Annotated in this window: 17 protein-coding genes; 13 read left to right on the top strand and 4 right to left on the bottom strand. The window is 55.9% G+C overall.

Features of this window, described 5'->3' with window-relative positions; translation table 11 throughout:
• Window positions 1–425 precede the first annotated feature (425 nt).
• Window positions 426–1,550, top strand: coding sequence for a cupin domain-containing protein (locus FQK12_RS01010; RefSeq protein WP_014227737.1), 1,125 nt, complete (start codon window positions 426–428; stop codon window positions 1,548–1,550).
• Between the two features lie 66 nt (window positions 1,551–1,616).
• Here FQK12_RS01010 and surE read toward each other — a convergent pair whose 3' ends face one another.
• Window positions 1,617–2,492 carry a 5'/3'-nucleotidase SurE gene (gene surE, locus FQK12_RS01005; protein ID WP_014227735.1) on the bottom strand — a complete coding sequence of 292 codons (876 nt, stop codon included), beginning with the start codon at window positions 2,490–2,492 and terminating at the stop codon, window positions 1,617–1,619.
• Between the two features lie 495 nt (window positions 2,493–2,987).
• Between surE and FQK12_RS01000 the strand changes: the two genes are divergently transcribed.
• Window positions 2,988–3,767 carry a histidine phosphatase family protein gene (locus FQK12_RS01000; RefSeq protein ID WP_038422856.1) on the top strand — a complete coding sequence of 260 codons (780 nt, stop codon included), beginning with the start codon at window positions 2,988–2,990 and terminating at the stop codon, window positions 3,765–3,767.
• 84 nt (window positions 3,768–3,851) lie between these two features.
• Window positions 3,852–5,195: an OprD family outer membrane porin gene (locus FQK12_RS00995; protein WP_014227733.1), complete on the top strand. Its 1,344-nt coding sequence runs from the start codon at window positions 3,852–3,854 to the stop codon at window positions 5,193–5,195.
• Between the two features lie 41 nt (window positions 5,196–5,236).
• Here the strand turns inward: FQK12_RS00995 and FQK12_RS00990 are convergent, their stop codons facing one another.
• Entirely contained in the window at window positions 5,237–6,601 is a 1,365-nt protein-coding gene (locus FQK12_RS00990) for an MFS transporter (RefSeq protein WP_014227732.1), read from the bottom strand.
• Window positions 6,602–7,165: 564 nt separating this feature from the next.
• On the opposite strand from FQK12_RS00990, the gene FQK12_RS00985 reads away from it, so the two are divergent.
• From FQK12_RS00985 to FQK12_RS00960, 6 genes are all read left to right on the top strand, one after another.
• Window positions 7,166–8,815, top strand: a complete 1,650-nt coding sequence (locus FQK12_RS00985) for a signal transduction protein (protein ID WP_014227731.1) — start codon at window positions 7,166–7,168, stop codon at window positions 8,813–8,815.
• A 144-nt stretch (window positions 8,816–8,959) separates the two neighbouring features.
• Window positions 8,960–10,411, top strand: coding sequence for an MFS transporter (locus FQK12_RS00980; RefSeq protein WP_014227730.1), 1,452 nt, complete (start codon window positions 8,960–8,962; stop codon window positions 10,409–10,411).
• Between the two features lie 52 nt (window positions 10,412–10,463).
• Window positions 10,464–11,567, top strand: a complete 1,104-nt coding sequence (locus FQK12_RS00975) for a mandelate racemase/muconate lactonizing enzyme family protein (RefSeq protein ID WP_014227729.1) — start codon at window positions 10,464–10,466, stop codon at window positions 11,565–11,567.
• Window positions 11,568–11,590: 23 nt separating this feature from the next.
• Complete coding sequence (locus FQK12_RS00970) at window positions 11,591–12,418, top strand: SDR family oxidoreductase (RefSeq protein ID WP_014227728.1); 828 nt, start codon at window positions 11,591–11,593, stop codon at window positions 12,416–12,418.
• Entirely contained in the window at window positions 12,412–13,323 is a 912-nt protein-coding gene (locus FQK12_RS00965) for a dihydrodipicolinate synthase family protein (protein ID WP_014227727.1), read from the top strand. The genes FQK12_RS00970 and FQK12_RS00965 overlap by 7 nt, the downstream gene beginning before the upstream one ends.
• Window positions 13,310–13,741: a GlcG/HbpS family heme-binding protein gene (locus FQK12_RS00960; RefSeq protein ID WP_014227726.1), complete on the top strand. Its 432-nt coding sequence runs from the start codon at window positions 13,310–13,312 to the stop codon at window positions 13,739–13,741. The genes FQK12_RS00965 and FQK12_RS00960 overlap by 14 nt, the downstream gene beginning before the upstream one ends.
• Before the next feature lie 136 nt (window positions 13,742–13,877).
• On the opposite strand, the gene FQK12_RS00955 is transcribed toward FQK12_RS00960, so the two are convergent.
• The gene (locus FQK12_RS00955) at window positions 13,878–14,891 is read right to left on the bottom strand and encodes a LacI family DNA-binding transcriptional regulator (RefSeq protein WP_172869106.1); all 1,014 of its coding nucleotides are present in this window, start codon (window positions 14,889–14,891) and stop codon (window positions 13,878–13,880) included.
• A gap of 210 nt (window positions 14,892–15,101) precedes the next feature.
• Window positions 15,102–16,133, bottom strand: coding sequence for a DUF1176 domain-containing protein (locus FQK12_RS00950; RefSeq protein ID WP_014227724.1), 1,032 nt, complete (start codon window positions 16,131–16,133; stop codon window positions 15,102–15,104).
• Between the two features lie 383 nt (window positions 16,134–16,516).
• On the opposite strand from FQK12_RS00950, the gene FQK12_RS00945 reads away from it, so the two are divergent.
• From FQK12_RS00945 to FQK12_RS00930, 4 genes are all read left to right on the top strand, one after another.
• Window positions 16,517–17,311, top strand: a complete 795-nt coding sequence (locus FQK12_RS00945) for a DNA/RNA non-specific endonuclease (protein ID WP_038422857.1) — start codon at window positions 16,517–16,519, stop codon at window positions 17,309–17,311.
• Window positions 17,312–17,600: 289 nt separating this feature from the next.
• Window positions 17,601–17,924: an endoribonuclease SymE gene (gene symE, locus FQK12_RS00940; RefSeq protein WP_014227722.1), complete on the top strand. Its 324-nt coding sequence runs from the start codon at window positions 17,601–17,603 to the stop codon at window positions 17,922–17,924.
• 146 nt (window positions 17,925–18,070) lie between these two features.
• Complete coding sequence (locus FQK12_RS00935; RefSeq protein WP_004098173.1) at window positions 18,071–18,505, top strand: VOC family protein; 435 nt, start codon at window positions 18,071–18,073, stop codon at window positions 18,503–18,505.
• Window positions 18,506–18,670: 165 nt separating this feature from the next.
• Window positions 18,671–19,414 (top strand): hypothetical protein, encoded by a 744-nt coding sequence (locus tag FQK12_RS00930; RefSeq protein WP_014227721.1) that lies wholly within the window; start codon window positions 18,671–18,673, stop codon window positions 19,412–19,414.
• Window positions 19,415–19,581 lie beyond the last annotated feature (167 nt).

Here is a 19,581-nt window from a genome sequence, read left to right as displayed (position 1 = left end):
GGCGTATATTACGCTTTCCTCTTTCAGAGTCAACCCGTTATTTCAGGATTTTTTCTCTTCAACCGACCCGGTTGTTTGTGAAGTGATTCACATCTGCCGTGTCAGTGGGAGCGCATTATAGGGAGCTGCCGGGATATAGCAACCCTTAAAATACAAAAAACTTATCAAACGCTCATAATTTAAACTTCTCAAGCCCCATCCACGCCAGAAAAAATGGGAAAAAGCCAGACGCCACGCGGGCTGCAGCGAATTCAGGCAAAAGTGACATTTTGCGAAAATCAACGTTATCCGCTTTACGTTTTCCCCTCTCTTACCGCGTCGTGACTTCAGATGATGAATTAAGCACCAGCCTTGACCCATGACAAAGCGGCTTGAGGGTGCATATTTCTATAATCAGGCCCGTTTCTTCTTATTGGTATGAACCTATGGCTTATCAACTCAACATTAACTGGCCCGAGTTTTTAGAAAAGTACTGGCAAAAGCAGCCGGTCGTATTAAAGAAGGCTTTCGCGAATTTCGTCGATCCGATTACGCCGGATGAGCTGGCCGGGCTGGCCATGGAACCGGAAGTCGATAGTCGACTGGTGAGCCTCAAGAACGGTCAATGGCAGGCCAGCAACGGGCCGTTTGAACATTTTGATGGCCTGGGCGAAACCGGCTGGTCGCTACTGGCTCAGGCGGTAAACCACTGGCATATGCCCGCCGCTGAACTGGTGCGCCCCTTCCGCGTGCTGCCGGACTGGCGTCTAGACGATCTGATGATCTCCTTTTCCGTACCGGGCGGCGGCGTGGGCCCGCATATCGACCAGTACGACGTCTTTATTATTCAGGGCATGGGCAGCCGCCGCTGGCGCGTGGGCGATAAGCTACCGATGCGTCAGTTCTGCCCGCATCCGGCGCTGCTGCACGTTGACCCGTTCCCGCCGATCATTGATGAAGATCTGCAACCAGGCGATATTCTGTACATTCCGCCCGGATTCCCGCACGACGGAATCACTCACGAAACGGCGCTGAACTACTCCGTCGGCTTCCGTGGGCCAAACGGCCGCGATTTGATCAGCAGCTTTGCCGATTATGCGCTGGAAAACGATCTCGGCGGCGAGCACTACAGCGATCCGGATTTGACCTGCCGCGAACATCCGGGACGGGTAGAAGAGTATGAACTGGAACGCCTGCGCGGCATGATGATCGAGATGATTAGCCAGCCGGAAGATTTCCGCCGCTGGTTTGGGCGTTTTGCTACCACGCCGCGCCACGAGCTGGATATTGCGCCCGCTGAACCGCCTTTTGAAGAAGAGGAGATTGTCGACGCGCTGGCGGGCGGTGAAATGCTGACTCGCCTGAGCGGCCTGCGTGTACTGCACATCGGCGACAGCTTCTTTGTGAATAGCGAACAGCTGGAGCCAACCGATCCCGCAGCTCTGGACGCGCTGTGCCGCTATACCCTGCTGGGTAAAGAGGAGCTAGGCGAGGCCGCGCTGCGCAATCCGGCTTTTATTGCCGATCTGACCCGCCTGATTAACCAGGGCTACTGGTTCTTCGACGAATAGCTTCATCATCGGTTCATATAAAGAAGGCGCGGAACCCGCGCCTTCTTCTTTACTATCGCTACAGCATCATTTACCGAGCAGCGCCTCAAACTGCGGCTGGTAGTGCGGCGCGTTCCATGAACCATCAAACAGGGTGTAAGTAATATATCCTTTATTGAGCCAGCCCGAGTCATTATCCCCTTCCGCCGGTTTCATCGCCTCCGGATTCATCGTCTGTTTGGCGGTACCGTCCGCCAGAAGTTCATAACCAATCTGCGGCACAGGGAATTGCTCATTCTCAATATAATGAACGCCCTTAATTTCAGCCGACGGCAGCGGCGGATAGTTAATGCTCAACCCGGCCCCCTGCGGCATAATCGGGCTTCCCGGTTTATGCGCAGCGTTAAGTTTATCCACCAGCGAGACGACATAATCCACCGAATCAGGCCAGTACTTATGCGTGCTCGGCCATTTGTTCTTCATCTCTTCTTCCGTGAAGCGGTAGCCAATGCTGGCGGCAATCGCCGGGAAACCGTAGCGTACGGCGCGGGCCGCGGCGCTCACGGTGCCGGAGTTAACCTGCGCCATACCGGTATTGGGACCATCGTTGACGCCCGAAATCACCAGATCCGGCGGCGCTTCTTTCAGCACGCCCCACAGGCCAAAATCCAGCGCATCGGCAGGAGTTCCAGGGAAGCAGTAGCGTTTGTCAGCGGCTTTTTTGACATCAAAAACTTTACCCGTCTTAAAAGTAATTGCCGACCCGATACCGCTCTGATTCGTTGCCGGCGCCACCATCCAGACGTCATACCCTTTGGCCGCCAGTTTTTCCTGCAGCGAAGTGGTTCCCACAGACTGGCAGCCATCATCGTTAACCAGCAGTATTTTCAGCGGTTTTTCAGCAGCCTGTACGCCAGCGGCAGATAACGCCAGAATGGCGGCAGTCAGGATTTTCGTTCTCATCATCACTCCTTGTTGGGTAGCAGAGGTATTTCTTAGGCGCAAAAAAAAACCTAAGACTCCTGCCGCACGCCAAATTGGCGGACAGGGGTCTTAGGTTTTGCCTGTGGTCAGTAACAATCCCAGAGTGCTGCGAAAATAACGCCAGAGCGTAAAAGAGTCCAGCCCGGACATCATTATTCTGTGACGGAGATCAATCCTCTAAAATTATTTAAGCCGAAAACTGCCAATTAATCTGAAAATTAAACTTAAGATACAACTCAATCAACAAAATTACCTCCATGAAGACGATCACATTTATTGACATTCATAATAAATAGAGGATGTCTTTTCTCATAATTAGTGCTAACGTCGCCCTTGTTGGATTGTTACTGTTTAGAACAGGCGAAACCTACGTTATAGACGTTCGAGCGAACATAATCTTATTTATGCTTCGCGTCGAATATCTGACGTAGGTTTTTTTTTGCTTATAAAAAGACCATTCAGGTGGAGCGTTATATGAAGAAGTGGCTAATAGCATTAATGATGGCGGCAGGTGCGGCAACCTGCTCTGCGGCGGAAGTTAAAAACGATGACGGCGTGAATATCTATTTCGCCCGCCATGGCAAAACGCTGCTGAATACGTTTGACCGCGTGCAGGGTTGGGCGGACTCACCGCTTACCGAAGACGGCATTCGCGTCGCTCGTTATCTCGGCGAGGGGCTTAAAGGTATTCCGTTTGATAGCTTCTATTCCAGCGATGCCGGACGTCAGCGTGAAACCATGCAGGTGATCCTTAAGCAAGCCGGAGTAAGTGATTACAAACTTACTGAGCTCAGCGGCCTGCGGGAAGCCTTCTTCGGCGGTTTCGAAGGTGGCTATAACAAAGATATGGCCGACGCCGGCGCCAGACAGCTGGGGCTTAAAGACGGCGCTGCGCTGTTCAGCCAAATGAAAGCGGGCACCCTGGCCGTCGATACCAACCAGAACGCGCTGGCAGCGGCCGACCCAAAGGGTATGGCGGAAAACTATCAGCAGGTAAAAACCCGTACCCAGGCAGCCCTGCACACTATCGTTGAAAACGCGCAGGCCCGGGGCGATAAAAACGTGCTGGCAATTTCATCCGGTACCGCCATGCAGATTATGATTTCCGATTTAACCGACGATAACGCGAAAAACAAGCCGCTTGCCAATGCCGCGGTGGTTAAAATTGTTTATAAAGACGGCAAATATACCGTTCCAGAAATTGGCACCATGAAATATGTCGAAGCCGGAAAACAGGCTCTCGATAAAAAATAATACCCACGCTTAATTATTTATTACGGCAGACTTCAGGCGAAAACACCTCGCCTGGATCGCTGCGTCCCTACTCTGGGGTTTATTATGAAAATCAATACTACAACAGTCGCCATTATGCTGCTGGCTATTCCCGCCAGCGCCTGGTCAGCTTCGACCACTAACAGCCTGAAGGAGCACGATTATATCGATACCGTGCTCGACGATCCGTTATTCAGCCAGTCCCATATGAATTTATCGTTTAAAAACTACTGGAAATATCTTAAGGAAGAAGAGACCGAGCCAAAGAAAGTCCATAATGCCTGGGGTCAGGGCGTCGCCGTCGATTATCAGTCCGGCTATTTTGCCGATATTATTGGCTTTGATGCCACTTACTACGGAGCGGTAAAGCTCGGCGCCAGCAATTACTTTAACTCCCGCGGCGTGCTGTATAACAACGGCAGCGGGAATAAAAAGAGCAACGCTGAAGGCTTTTCCAAATTTGGTCAACGCAACGTCAAGCTACAGTATCGCCTGGCGGACACTCATCTGAACGCCCGCTGGGGCTGGCAGACGATGAAAAACTTTGGCGTCATCTCCAACTCCACCCGCCTCTCTCCGACCACCTACCAGGGCTGGACCGGCGCGGTGAACTACGGCCCCTTCACGCTGCGCGGTGCGTACATCGAAAGCGCGATGGATCGTAACTCGCCGGATAAGAAACGCTTCCAGACCAACAGCGGACAGTACATTAACCATATCGCCAGCGGCGATATTCTGTGGCAAAGCGAGCACCTGAACATGCAGTACGGCTATGGTGAAAGCGATAACTATCTGCGCCGCCATATTCTGTTTACCAATATTAAGCCGATAAAAGCGCTGAACATCGGTACTCAGGTCTACGCCACTCACGCGCTGGACGAGTATAAAGCGATGCCAGCGAATAAGCGTGACTTTGACGACGACGCCTGGCACATCGCCATGGATGTGAAGTGGCAGGCGGACAACTGGAGCACCAAGTGGGGTCTGGGCTATACCGATGCAAACAAGGCCAATGAAGTGGGCTTCTACCCGCGCCATATGAGTAAAAACTCGCGCGGGACCTTTATCTCAATGGCCTATGCCGGCAACGACTATATGCGCGACGGTGAGCTGGTTCTCTCTAATATGTCGGACTATAACCTGATGCCGGAGCTGGCGATCGGTCTCGCCGGCAACATCGCCCAGTTTAACTACCGCGGCAACCACGTCCGTACCGGGGAAATTAACGCCTTCAGCCGCTGGGTGCCGACGCACCCAAGACTGAAAAATCTCACCGTCTGGGCGATGTTCGGGCCGGGCTGGTCCTATAAGATGAATGGCAAAACGCCGGTGCTTACCGACGGCCATTACAGCCGGGCCAACTCGCTCTCTTCGGAAGTGATTATCGAATATAAATTTAATCTGTTCTGATACGCCCGCCCCGCCGGTCATGGCGGGGCAACCCTCCCCGGCTACTTCTTCACCTCATTAAGCTCATCGTTATAGCTTTCCCGCGTCACGCAGACGCACAGGATGGTAATCAGCGCCATGCAGGCGAGAAACAGCGAGATGGGCCACGATGCGCCGCCGGACCACACCAGCAGCAAGGTACCGATCATCGGCGTTAGGCCGCCGACGATGTTCGCCAGCTGAAAGCCGAGCGAGACGCCGGTATAGCGCACGCTGGTGTCAAAAAGCTCCGAAAAGAAGGCCGGCTGAACGCTGAACATCATGCCCAGCCCCACGGAATAGCAGAAGGTGGTGGCGAACATAAACATCTTCACCGAGCCGGAATCGATCATCCAGAATAGCGGGAAAGCAAAGATCAGCGTGATGGCGGCGCCGGCCAGATAGACCGGTCGGCGGCCAATTTTATCGGAAAGCCAGCCGAAGAACGGAAAGGTAAAAATGCCGACAAAGCTGGCCAGCAGCAGCCCGTTCAGCGCCGTTTCGCGAGTGAAGTTGAGTTCCCTTGTCACATAGGACATAAAGAACGCCACCGTCAGCCAGCCCAGAACAATCTCCCCCATGCGCATGCCCATCGCCAGGAACACCGCTTTACGGTGATGCTTGAGTACGGTGAGAATGGGAAACTTCTGCTCCGCCGCTTTCGGCGCGTTCTGCTGCTGTTTCTGATTCTCCTGGAACACCGGCGTCTCTTCGATCCTTGAGCGGATAAACATCCCGACAAACAGCAGCGCGATGCTTAACAGGAAAGGCACGCGCCAGCCCCAGGACATCAGGTCATCCTCCGGCAGCATCACCACCAGCGCAAAAACGCCGGTGGCGATAAACAGGCCAAGCACGTTGCCCAACTGAACAAAAGTGCCGAAAAAGCCCCGGCGATGGCGCGGCGCATACTCGGTGATCAGCGTCGTCGCCCCACCCCATTCGCCGCCGATGGCAAAGCCCTGGCAGAGGCGCAAAAAGATAAGTATCAGCGGCGCGGCGTTGCCTATGGTGTCGTAGCTGGGGATTAAGCCTATGAAAAAAGTCGAAATACCCATAATCATCAGCGACAGAACCAGCGATTTTTTGCGGCCGATCTTATCGCCATAGTGGCCAAATACGATGGCCCCGATGGGCCGGCTGACGAAGGTAATCGACAGCGTCAGGAAGGACACCAGCAGCGCCATCAGCGGCGAGAGGTTAGGAAAAAACAGCGACGGAAACACCAGCGCGGCGGCGGTGCCGTAGATAAAAAAGTCATAGAACTCAATCGTTGTGCCGGAAAGACCGGAGCCCAGCACGGTGAGCAGCTTTCTTCTTTCATGCGTTTGTTGCGATGTTTGTTCATTTTTTGCAGGGGTCATGGCGGGCGAGGTAAGCATAGTCATCATTAAATCCTCTGTCCTGAATCATTATTGTTAAGTCGGGCAGCGCCTGGCTAACCGCGGTGGCGAGGGAAAATCGCCCGCAAGCTAACTCGAATTAGCTAATTATAACAAGATACGGAGATTCACAACGTAAATGCTAAAAGAGTGTGACCAGGATCGGTTAAATTTTAACACTCGCGCCAGCGCCGCGAGACAAATCGCTTACGGCATAACGTAAATAATTTATTAAATTCAACTAATTATATATTTAACGCTGATTTACCGTCCCCGCTGCGCTTCCCGTCCGCTTTTCTGCCCGCCTTTATGCCGCCTCAGCAAGCGTTCCCTGTCACCTCGACCCACCGTTTAAAATAAACAGTTAAATATTAATAAGTTAATAATTGCACATTGATAGCCATCACAAATCCCCGGTAAAGAGTTTGTTCCTGTCTTTTTTTATCCTAATTTGCTAATTCGAGTTAGCCAAAGAAATTAGCCAGCAACAGAACGATTGATGCCGCGCTTACCCCGGCGCAGCACGCTCAACGATAACTAAGCGACCTATCCCCTACAGGAGAAATTCACATGCTGAATTTAACGTTACCCGCGGAAGCCGGGCTTATTACCCCGCAGCCAGGCGAAGTGTTGATGGTGACCAATGCGGATCTCCGCGAACCGGCTAACGTCACCTGCTGGCCCACGCAGAAGCTGTTTGAAGAGCGTCTGGAAACGGCGCTGGAAACATTAGGCTATCGCCTGCGCCGCGCCCATCCGGTCAACGAGCAGCGCGGTCACGGGTTTATCAGCAGCCAGAAAGAGGGTAGCGAGCTGTTCGCCGGGATCGATCCGGATGCGCCGGTTATTGTCCTGCTTACCGCCTGGCAATACTCCCATCACCTTGCTCCTTCGCTGGTACATCATCGCGGCCCTATTTTGCTGCTCGCCAATTTTGACGGTACCTGGCCGGGCCTCGTCGGCATGCTCTGTATGGCAGGCTGCCTCACCAGCCTGGAGCGCAACTACTCGCGGCTGTGGTCGGAAACCTTCGCCGACGAGGCGTTTATTCGCGGCTTAGACACCTGGCTGCGCGACGGCCATCTCAGCCATAAGCTCGGCTATCTGCATCCTGTCGCGCCCAGCGCGCCGCTGCTGGCCAGCAAAGCCGGGCAGATTGGCGTGAAGGTTGGGCAGTCGATCCTCAAACACAAGGCCATTGTCGGGCTGTTCGATACCTTCTGTATGGGGATGATCAACGGCGTGTTCCCGCAAAAAGCGATGATCGACGTAGGGATGCCGGTGGAGTCGCTGTCGCAATCGGCGCTGCTGGTTGAAATGAGCAAGGTGCCGACCGCCCTGCGCGAAGCCTGTCTCGACTGGTATGAGACCCGCGGTATGCGCTTCCGGTTCGGCGCCGACGGGGCGAAGGATCTGACCCGGGAGCAGGTGCTGGAACAGTGCGCGATGATGATCGCCATGGCGCGCTTCGTGAAGCGCTTCGGCCTGACGGCGGTGGGCGTGCAGTATCAGCAGGGGCTCAAAGACAGCTGCGCCGCCTCGGATTTTGCCGAAGGCGCCATCGGTAACGCGGAACGTTTCCCGATCCCGGATGAAAATGGCGAGATCGTCTGTCCGGACGCGCCGATCCCCTGCATCAACGAGGTGGATATGGGCAGCGCCATCCCGCAGGTGATGCTGGCAAAGCTGCTCGGCGCGCTGGGCATGGCGAGCGAAACCACCCTTCACGATATCCGCTGGGGTAGCGAATACAACGGCACGTTCTACTGGGATCTGGAGATCTCCGGCGCGGTGCCGTTCGCCCATCTGAAAGGCGGGATCGCCGGGGCCACCGGCTATCGCCAGCCGGCGATGTTCTTCCCCTATGGCGGCTCGACCATCGCCGGTCAAGGCAAAGCCGGACGCTTTATCTGGGCGCGAGCGCATTACGAAGGCACCCAGGTGATCCTGCATATCGGCACCGGCACCGCCGTCGAACTGCCGCAAGACGAATTCGAACGCCGCCGCCGGGCGACCAACTACGAGTGGCCATTACTCAACGCCGTTCTCGACGGGGTTTCGCGCGACGATTTAATGGCGGGCCACCAGAGCAACCATCTCAGTCTGGCTTACGTAGAAGAGGAGGTGTTATCCGAAGTGCTGAACGCCTTTATTGCCCAGGCGCTGACGCAAAATATGAAAGTCTTTATCGCAGGCGATGCGCATTTATTAATGAAATAACAACTGATTCGCTTATGTAATTTTTACGTTGTTAGCGATCCTGGCAAACATCCGCTTCATTCGTCTCTTTATCGCCCATAAAGAGCGGATCAACGCGCATCTGTCCGGGCGGGCTCTCCGCCTGCCCGGATAAGAGAGGATTATATGTATCAGCAGCAACATATTGAATTTATTATCCAGAAGGCAAAGAAACGGCTCGATCTGCAGGAGGCCCCTGGCTGCACCAAAGCGGGATGGCTAATGATCACCGCATTATTAATTGAGTCATGGGATATTTATTCCATGGCGTTTATTTTATTCGCCCTGAAAGATATTTATGAGCCCAGCAGCTGGCTGCTTGGTTTTACCGCCGCCGGCACCCAACTTGGCGCGGTGGTCGGCGCGCTGCTCGGCGGCTGGCTGACCGATAAGCTCGGACGGCGTAAAATTTTCCTCTGGTCGATGATCCTGTTCGCGATCTTCGCCGTTCTTCAGGGCCTGGCGCCCAATATGTACTGGCTGGCGATTATTCGCTGCCTCGCCGGGATCCCGGTGGGCGCAGACGTGGCTAACGGCTTTACCTACATCATGGAGGTGATGCCGAAGGGCAAGCGCGAAGTGATGGCTAACCGCTGGCAGTTTATGTTCGCGCTGGGGATTATCGCCGCCATTCTGCTGGTCACCACGCTGGTGGCGCTTGATGTTCACCCGGATATGATCTGGCGCATCGTGCTGGCGGTCCCGGCGATCCCGGCCTGCCTGCTGCTGTTTATGCGTCGGGAGCTGCCGGAGACGCCAGCGTGGTTCGTCGAACGCGGCCGCTTTATCGAAGCGAAAAAAGCCTCCCGTGAATATTACGGCGAACAGGATGGCCGTCTGCTGGACGACATTCTGCCCAATGAAAACGTCACTATCGCCGACCCGACGCTCAAAGAGACGCTGCACGATCTGTTCCGTCGTCCGTTTACCCGCCGCACCACCCTGTTCGGCTGGTTCTCCTGCGCCGTGCAGTCGTTTGAAAACTACGCCTTCTCCTTCTTCCTGCCGCTGATCCTCGTCACCATCGGGATTTCCGGGCAGATCCAGAATAACCTCGCCCTGCTGGCGGTGAACTGTATCGCCGCGCTCTCGGCATTTGTCGGCCCGCTGCTGTTGCCGAAGCTCGGGCATAAAGGACTGAGCAAATACGGCTTCCTGCTGGTCACCATCGGTATTTCGATATCGGCGTGGGGCGTCTACAGCAGCAGCTTCGCATTTATCATCTTCGGCGCGGCGCTAATGCTGTGGGGCCACTACTGGGATTCCGAAAGCGGCATGACGGTGATCTCGCTGGTGGCAAAACCGCGCTATCGCGGGGTGGCCTCCGGCATCGGCTACACCATCGTCAAGGTCACCGCCTTCGTTACCACCCTGGTCTTCCCGGCCCTGTTTGAAGCGGTCGGCGTACCGGTCGCCTCGATGATTATCGCTATCGCGCCGTTCTGCGCCTTCCTCGCCTCCATCTTCCTGCTGCCGGAAGTCTTCGGCCATGCGGTGGGCGACGAAAACGATCGAGAACATGACGCCAGCCCGGCAATCGCCCTGGAGGGGCATGAATCCCCGGCCTCCAAACATTAACCGCCCGGGCCGCAGGGGCGGCCCCCGCTGAACCCATAAAGGAAGGAATCAGATGAACAGCACAAAAATGCCCGTGATTGAAAATATCGAACTGATGACCGCCCGCGTTCCGCTGCCGGAAGGCCCGTGGGGGGATCAGATTCACCACGTCACCGATATCGAAGTGGCGATTGTTGACGTCTACGGTTCTAACGGCCACGTCGGCACCGGCTTTAGCCACACTTCCGGCTGGTGCGGGAAAACCATCTCCGCGCTGATTGCCGAGATTATCCCGGACGTTATTGGCCAGCCGCTCTCCCCGCGCGGCCTGTGGCATCGCTCGTATAAACACGTACACGACGTCGGCGGCGCGGGCGTCACCACCCATGCCCTGGCGGCGCTGGATATTGCCTACTGGGATCTGTTAGGTAAAACCCTCAATGCGCCGATTATCGACATTCTTGGCCGCGTACGCGATCGCGTTCCGCTGTACGGCAGCGGCATCAACCTGCATCTGTCCATTGAGGAAGTGATTGACCAGGTCAAACGCTGGAAAAGCACCGGCTACCTGGCGGCGAAAGTGAAAGTGGGCAAACCGACGCTGGAGGAGGACGTGGAGCGGCTGCGTAAGATTCAGGAAGCAGTGCCGGGCTTCCCGCTGGCGGTGGACGCCAACCAGGGCTGGAGCTTCCCGCAGGCGCTGCGCGCGTTCAAGCTGTTCGAGCCACTCAATCTGCTGTGGATTGAGGAGCCGCTGCCCTCCGACGATATCGCCGGCCACCTGCGGCTGCGCGAACGCAGCGCCACGCCTATCGCGCTGGGAGAAAACGTCTATAACTTAAACCAGTTTACGCAGTACATCGAGAGCGGCAGCGCGGATTACATCCAGGCGGATCTCGGCCGCGTCGGCGGGATCACCGGCTATCTGGATATCGCCGCCATCGCCCGCGCGCACAACCTGCCAATGACGCCGCATTTTGTCATGGAGCTCAGCGCCAGCCTGCTGGCAACGGTGCCGAATATCTCATACGCCGAGATGACCGACGGCGGGCGCTGGAAAGATCTGCGCATCATCGCCGAAGCGGGCGAAGAGGTGGACGGCTACTACGTGCCGAGCGAAAGGCCGGGCCACGGCATTATTCTCGATCGTGATTACCTCGCAACCCACAAAATCTAACCACGCAGTGAGGGGAAAGGACAATGGAAGACACGTTATTCTCGGTTAAAGACAAGGTCATCATCGTGACCGGCGGCCTGGGACAGCTGGGGGCGCAGTACGTGAAGACGTTACACGACCGCGGCGCGAAGGTGGCGGCGCTGGCCACCCGCGTCGATGCCGCGCGCGTCGACCGCGTGCTGGGGGCGATTAAGGACTCCGACCGCCTGCTGTGCGCGGAAGTGAATATTACCGATAAAGACAGCATTAACCGGGTGCTGGATAGCATTGAAGCGAAGTGGGGCGTCCCGGATGGCCTGGTCAACAACGCGGGCGTCGACACCCAGCCCAGCGCGCCGCCGGAAGTCTCCGGCCCGTTTGAAGAGTTTCCGGAAGAGGTGTTCCGCGAGGTGGTGGAAGTGAACCTGGTCGGCACCTTCCTGATGACCCAGCAGGTCGGCAAGCGCATGAAACAGGCCGGCAAAGGCGGCTCGATCATCAACGTCGGTTCGATCTACGGCGTGGTCTCCCCTGTGCAGGATATCTATAGCTACAAAAAAGAGGACACCGGCATTCCGTTCGTCAAACCGGTGGCCTATTCGGCGGCAAAGTCCGGGCTGTATAACTTTACCCGCTACTGCGCCACCTACTGGGGGCGCGACGGCATTCGCGTCAATACTCTGACCCTCTCCGGCGTCGAGCGCAGCGATCAGGACCCGCGCTTCCAGAAAAACTACACCAGCCGTATCCCCATCGGACGGATGGCGAAAGCCCACGAGTACAACGGCGCGGTGGTGTTTTTGCTCTCCGACGCCTCGGTCTATATGACCGGTTCCAACGTGGTGGTGGATGGAGGCTGGACCGCATGGTAAGCGATAAATGGCAGGTTTTTCGCGGCATTATCTCCGCCGTGGTGACGCCGATGCACGCCGATGAGTCGGTGAACTACGCGGCGCTGGACGCGATCGCCCGGGCCCAGCTGGCGCGCGGGGTTGAGGGCTTTTACTGCTGCGGCTCCTCCGGGGAGGGGCCGTTGCTGCGTTTCGATGAGCGCCGGCAGATGCTGGCAACGTTGGTGCAGTCGGCGGGCGGTCGCGTGCCGGTGATCGCCCACGTGGGGACGCCGCGCACCCGGGATGCCGTCGAGCTGGCGAAGCACGCCGAGCAGGACGGCGCCAGCGCGGTGTCGCTGGTGCCGCCCTACTACTACAAATATAGCCGCGAGGAGATTATCGCCTACTACCGTCGAGTGCTGGACGCCATTTCGATTCCGGTGATTTTGTATAACATTCCGCAGTTTACCGGCGTCGAGCTGGACGCCCAGAGCGCCGACGCGCTGCTCGGCGATGAGCAGGTTCTGGGGGTGAAGCATACTTCGCATAACCTCTATTCGCTGGAACGGATGATCGCCCGCTACCCGGAGAAAGTCTTTTTTAACGGTTTCGATGAGATCTTCCTTTCCAGCCTCGCGGCGGGCGCGACGGCCACGGTTGGCACCACGGTTAACCTACAGCCGGAGCTGTTTCTCGCCCTGCGCAGCGCTTTTCAACAGGGCGACATCGCCCGGGCGCAGCGCCTGCAGCAGCAGATCAACGAGGTGGTGGAGCAGCTGGTCGCGCGCGGCGTGTTCCAGTCGGCGAAGTATCTTGCCGCGAAAGAGACCGTCGATACCGGCCCCACCCGCGAGCCGTTTGTAGCGCTGACGGCGGCGCAGAAAGGCGAGCTGGATGACCTCTATCTGCACTTTAGGGGGTATATCGCCGATGCCGGACAATGACGCGCTCTGTCCCCAGATCCGTCTGAACGATAGCGTCGTGTGCCAGCAGGTCGCGCGGTTTTTACAGGAGACGGAAAGCGATGCGCGAACCCGGGGGCTGGCGGTGGCGGTTGTCGGGCCGGAGGGCGAGCTCATCGCCTTTGGCGCGCACGTTCGCTGCCCACCGCTACCGCGCCAGCTGGCGCAGCGCAAGGCCTGGAGCGCCCTGCGCTTTCGCCGTCCGACGGCAACGCTGGCGCAAGAGGTCAGCGCCGGCGCCCTGCAGCTGGCGGTATTTAACGACCCGCAGCTGCTGGCGATGCCGGGTGGCGAGCCGGTGATCGTCGACGGGCTGGCCATTGGCGGCGTCGGGATCAGCGGCCTGCCGCCGGAGCTGGACGCCGGGCTGGCGGCGCGGTTTGTTCAGCGATTGACTTGATGAGGGATCGTTAAGGGTTCCCGGATTGCGGCGCCCGCGCCTTATCCGGGCTACCAGCGCGCGCAGGATGCGGTATCTGTAGCCCCGGCCAGCATAGCGCAGCCGGGGATTGACGTGTTCACACAAGCCGTGTCATTTACTGGCTCCGCTGCTTCTCCACCGACAGCGGGCGGTGAATCAGGGTCATCGGCACGGTGATCTTCACATCGGCATTTTCCCCCTGCAGCTTCTGCTGCATCAGATGAAACGCGTGCTGCGCCCAGGCGTCCTCATCCTGGCGCATCGACCACACCGCGTTCGGCAGAAATCCCAGCATCTGATGTTCATCGAAGGTGCCGATGGGAATATCCGACGGAATAAAGCCGTAGGTTTCCCGCAGCGCGCTCAGCGTCCCTTCCAGAATGGGCAGGGAGGAGGCGATAAACGCCTTCGGCGGCTCGCGGTGCTGACGGAGAAAATCGAGCATCAGCTGTTTGCCCTCTTCCTGACGGTTATGGCTGGCGGACAATATCCACTCCTTGCCGGCGGGCAGCTCGCTCAGGTAGCCCTGCAGACGACGCTGGATCGACGGCTGCTGGGTATCCCCGGCGATAAAAAAAATCGGCGAGACGTCCACCGCCTGGGTCATCGCCTGCACCAGCTTTTTGCTGCCGTTGTAGTTATCGCTCACCACCAGCGACACGTCGCTCTCGCCAAAATCGCGGTCGAGCAGCACCAGCGGCCGCTTGCGCGCTACCTTCTGGTGATGCAGCTGCGTTTCCCGGGTAGAGGGCACCACGAAGAGCCCGTCAACGTTGCGCGCCAGCAGTCCTTCAACCAGACTGTTTTCATGCTCGCTGTCGCTGTAGGTGCAGGCAATCATTAGCTGATACCCCGCCTGACGGCAGCAGGCTTCGAGCTTTTCCGCCAGGGTGGAGAAAAACAGGTTGGATAAACGCGGGATCACCAGCCCTAAGGTCTCGGTTTTATTGAGCTTCAGGCTGCGGGCGATATGGTTAACGACCAGCCCGTTCTCGGCGATGTAATCATTAATACGCTGCTGCGTTTTGGCGCTGATGCGATACTGCTCAGCTTTGCCACCCAGCACCAGGCGCACGGTGGTAATCGAGATTCCCAGCGCCCTGGCGACTTGCTCAACGGTTTTGGCCATAAACTCATTTTCCATAACGAACAGAACGGCTTAATCATAAACTAATTCGAGTTAGCAATACATTAGCCGCGCTGTTATTTTGAACAAGGCGTCAGTTTTCTGACGCCGCTGGCGCTGTCGATGGCGATCCCGCTACGCGGACGATCGTTAAGATCCTTCCCTGTCCTCTCTGTCGGCGTGTGTGCCGGGAGAGAGTCTGGTCGCGTGATTTCACTTTGCCGGTTTAACCTCGGTCACCCAGGTGGGGAGATCCCATGTCCCGCCGAGGCGAAGATAGCGGCACATTCCCGTGGTCGCTTCACGGCTTTTGCGGAACGTTGTGCCATCCCAGAGCCAGCTCGCCGTCCCCCAGCAATCGCCGAGCCCTCGCCCTTTCTGGCTCATAAAAATCTCGCCGTCGCCATACTCAGAACCGGAAACCGTAATAAGCGTTGGATTACCCTCAAGTTTGCTATCCACAACCCAATAGCCGTATCCCTCGTTATAGGCCGCCCGCCAGCACAAGGCAGAAATCAGGGAATGCGCGTTATCCAGCGGAGTCAGGCTGATGGTTTCAGCCTCCTCCCCCTCCTCAGGCTGGAGGCGATCGCACCAATCATCGTTATTTAGCGTGGCCAGAAGCTTCGGCTTGAGCACCGCCAGCTCAGGCGCGGTTAACGCTCTCTCCTGCGCCTTCTCAGGCATGACCCGGTGAATGACCGGGGCAGGAATCGCCGCCCGGACGCTATTTTCCGGCCTGTCGCCTTTTTTGGTCAACGCGCCCGGCGTGCCGATTCGCCCCTGAACATCGTCCATTTTCAGCAGTACCGCGTAAGCGCCTTCGCCGGAAATCACAAACGGCGCCTCCCCGCCTGTAAATTCGACCTTCCCGCTGCCTTTGATGGCGTTAACGATCGCCCGGGCCTGTTTCTCCGACAGCGGCCAGCTCTCTTTTGCTGGCTTCACATCGCCTGCCGGCTGGCCATTGATCCACAGCGTCAGTTTGCCCGGCAGAACGTCGCTGTCGGTCACCTCCGCCAGCATCAGCTCTCCCGAGACGGCGGTGCCCGCTCCGGCCTGGCGGGTCAGCAGCACCGAACCTCCGCTTCCTTCTTCAGCGCTGTATCCCGCCGCCCGGCAGGTCAGCGTGTTATCGCATACCACTTCCCAGTCTTTGTGGCTGAATGAAACGCCTGTTTTCGCCAGCGCGGGGAGGCTAAGTACGGCCAGTGCCAGCACGCCTCTCCAGAGTTCCTTTTTCATACCTTCTCTCCTTAATCGGTCATCCGCGTAGTCTGAATAATCCTCCGCTCAGAGAGAAGCGTTTTCCCCTGCCGCGACATTTTTCAGACAACGCCATGGATGCCGCACCGCTTTACGCTTCGTCGAGCATATTCCCACCCGTTCAGCCCGGCTGAAAATAGCGGGCTTGAGAGTCTGGTCACCTCATTCAACATCATTTCTGGGTTCACAAAATAACATCCGCCGTGATGTTAAATCATCTTGTGATATTCCGCGCAGCTGCGACCGGCTAACTCTTTTTACGCTCTCACTTCATCTTTGCGATTCATAGCTGAATTCCGCTCTGGCTATTCAGGGGGTTCTTTTATGCATCGATTCATCTTTTCTTTGACGTCATCAATAATATGAAGCTATCCCGAGTATTCAGCGTTCTGCCGTCGCTATTTTTTACCGCCGCGTGCGCTGCCGCATCATCCGGCGTGGATCATTGTGAAGTGGGCTGCCCGACCGGCGGAAGCGCGCAGACGCTGGTTCGCGAAGCCTATACGCTCAATAACAACAGCCAGCGCAAATTCGCTAATTGGGTGGCGTATAAAATCACCAAAGCCAGCCTGGCCAGCGGGCGTTCGCGCAGCTGGAAGCGCGATCCGGATTTACCCGCTGCGGATACCCTTGCCCCCGCGGCATATAAAGGGGCCAGCGCAGCATTGGCGGTCGATCGCGGGCATCAGGCGCCGCTCGCCGGGCTCGGCGCCAGCGCAGACTGGCAGGCGTTAAACTATCTTTCCAATATCACCCCGCAGGCCTCCGACCTGAATCAGGGGGCGTGGGCGCGGCTGGAGGATAAGGAGCGCGCCCTCGCCGAGCGCCGCGACGTGGCGGCGGTGTGGTCCGTTACCGGGCCGCTGTTCGAACGGCATATCGCTACCCTGCCCGCCGCGCCCGAGGTGGAGCTTCCCAGCGGCTACTGGAAGATTATTTTTATCGGCTCCAGTCCGGATAAAGGCGAATACGCGGCGTTTTTGCTGGATCAAGCGACGCCCAAAAGCGCCAGTTTTTGTGATTATCAAGTGACGGTGGAGGAGATTGAGCGGCGGACTCATCCGACGCTCTCGTTCTGGTCCGCCCTGCCGGCAGGTATCGCCCGCCGCCTGAAGTCCCGGAAGGGTACGCTGGCTAAAGAGATGGGGTGCCCGTAATTGGGCATGGGCATCCTGTTGCGCGCATTATCTCGCTTTTGTTTTTTGAATCTGCTTTGCGGTTATTTCAGCAATATCAGGAAAGGCATTTTCCACAGGCGCTAATTAATAGCGTCACGTATTCTGTTAATTCTTAATTTATGGTTAAAGACGTTTATTATGTCCGATTAAAGTCTGGACTTTATTTTTATTACTGGTTAGGTTTACAGGTGTTATTTAGCGCGGTGCGAATGTGTTAGCGCACACCCGCACCGCTGATCACAATTACTATTTCACGAGAATAGCAACCATGACTAGTGCTGATTGTATTGTAGATTCGTTTGATCCAGAAGTGTCGCCGAAAAATAAGCGTCAGTTGACGGTGAGTTATGTGAGACGTTTGCCAGATCGTCGTCTTGTTCCGGCGTTGATCATGAAGGGCGAGTGGCTGGCGGCGGCAGGGTTTTCGACCGGCACCCGGGTGGAGGTGCGGGTAATGGAGGGCTGTATCGTTCTGACGGCGGTTGAGCCGGAACCGGAGCTGGAAGCCGCGATGCGCAGGGTGGAGAAGCTGTCGGCCAGGAAGCAGAAGCAGGTCAGAGAGTTTATCGGAGTGATTGGGGGACGGGGTTGAGGGGTCAGGATTGCGGTGACAAACAGGATTTTAATGTCATGCTCTATATCGCCACTCCGGACCTGTACTCATCCATCAAATCCGTACAACGCTCCTTTTAGATAACGGATAACTACCTGTTAATACGACTGAATGAGGAAACCATCATGGAGACTTACCGATTACATCGCGGCAGGCTTATCGACCATATCCAGCTTGTGGTAAATGATTTCGAGGCCAGCAAAGCGTTTTATACAGCCGTGCTGGCGGTCCTTGAGATCCCTGTCGTGAATACCTACGACGATTATTTTTGGGCTGATGAGCTTGTTGTTTCATCGATTAATAGCCCCGGTTCCGCAGGTAAGCCAACAGGACGGCATCACCTGGCTTTCCAGGCCAGGGATCGTGAGACGGTGGATGCTTTTTACCAGGCGGCGCTGGCACACGGCGGCAGTGATAACGGCGCACCCGGTGAGCGAACTTATCACCCGGGGTACTACGCGGCCTTTGTACTCGATCCCGATGGTAACAACATCGAAGCGGTTTACCACGGTGAGGGGGAACGCAGTGCGGCATCGGTGGAAATTGGCTTCAGTCTTTAAGTATAACGGCCTCCGGGCAGGGGCCGTATTGGGCGGTTGGCATTAAGTCAGACCAGGAGCCAGCCCAGGAATTAGCCATATCGAAGCCCTCATAATAATGAGGGCTACATAAAATAAAGTCGGTGCTGTAAATTCATTGCGTATTCATTTTATAAAGGAATAACGATGGGAGCCATTAACGAGATAGATATTGCAAAGCTGGTTTTGCTACCCGCGCTTTTATATGTGGCTAAAAAGATCATCGACTGGGCGGGAAAAGTGATGTCCAGCCCGCCAGCAAAGCGAAAAATTCGCTTTGAAAAGGTACCTATTGAAACCAAAATAGAGGTGCTGAATAAAATCGCTGAGATAGCGAACGCTGACATACCCGACACCAAACTCTCGAGGACGCATCAGACGGTACAAATGAAATTTTTGTATGAGCAGATCGGGATTACTCTTCCTGTCTGGCACGCCCATCAGCTGATCGCTTTTATCGCTGATAAAAATATCGGCTCATATGATGTACGATTAATGAGTTTCCTTAAAAACCCATCCTTATATCGTTGTGATGAAAATCATTTTTCTGTAGATGCTAAAAAAATTAAAAATTTTCACATCGTTAGCGGAGGTTTCTGGCTAATTTCAATTGTCATTTTTGCCTGCGCCTGGTGGACAACAATACAATCGTTACTGGCCAGCGGGGGCGTAAATTCAGCTATCGCATTTTCACTGTTTTACTTTATTTCCGCTATTGTGGTCACTGGCTTTATCTTAAGCCAGGTTGGAGAAACCTGGCAAAGCGCCAGATTCGCCAGGCTGTTTGAAAGGTGGTGTGAGGAGGAAGCGCGGGTGGAAAGTGGGGAGCGTGCTGTGCTAGCCATGTCGGAGCCAGAAGAACAGACGCCTCAACAGGAGGTTTTCAAATGATGAAATGCAGATACAAAAAAGTATTTTAGTGGACTGATTGGGGAATTTTGTGCGAAGGCCGGACTCGCACATAGGACTCAACCTCATGATTTAAAATAGTTAATAAAAAACATTTTCATTTTATACCAACACAGATACCAACACGAAAATTCATTGTTCTTAGGTAT

This window comes from Klebsiella sp. ME-303 (genome assembly GCF_007910085.1).
In the GTDB taxonomy this organism is placed as follows: domain Bacteria; phylum Pseudomonadota; class Gammaproteobacteria; order Enterobacterales; family Enterobacteriaceae; genus Klebsiella; species Klebsiella michiganensis.
This window is presented reverse-complemented; position numbering and strand designations above follow the sequence as displayed.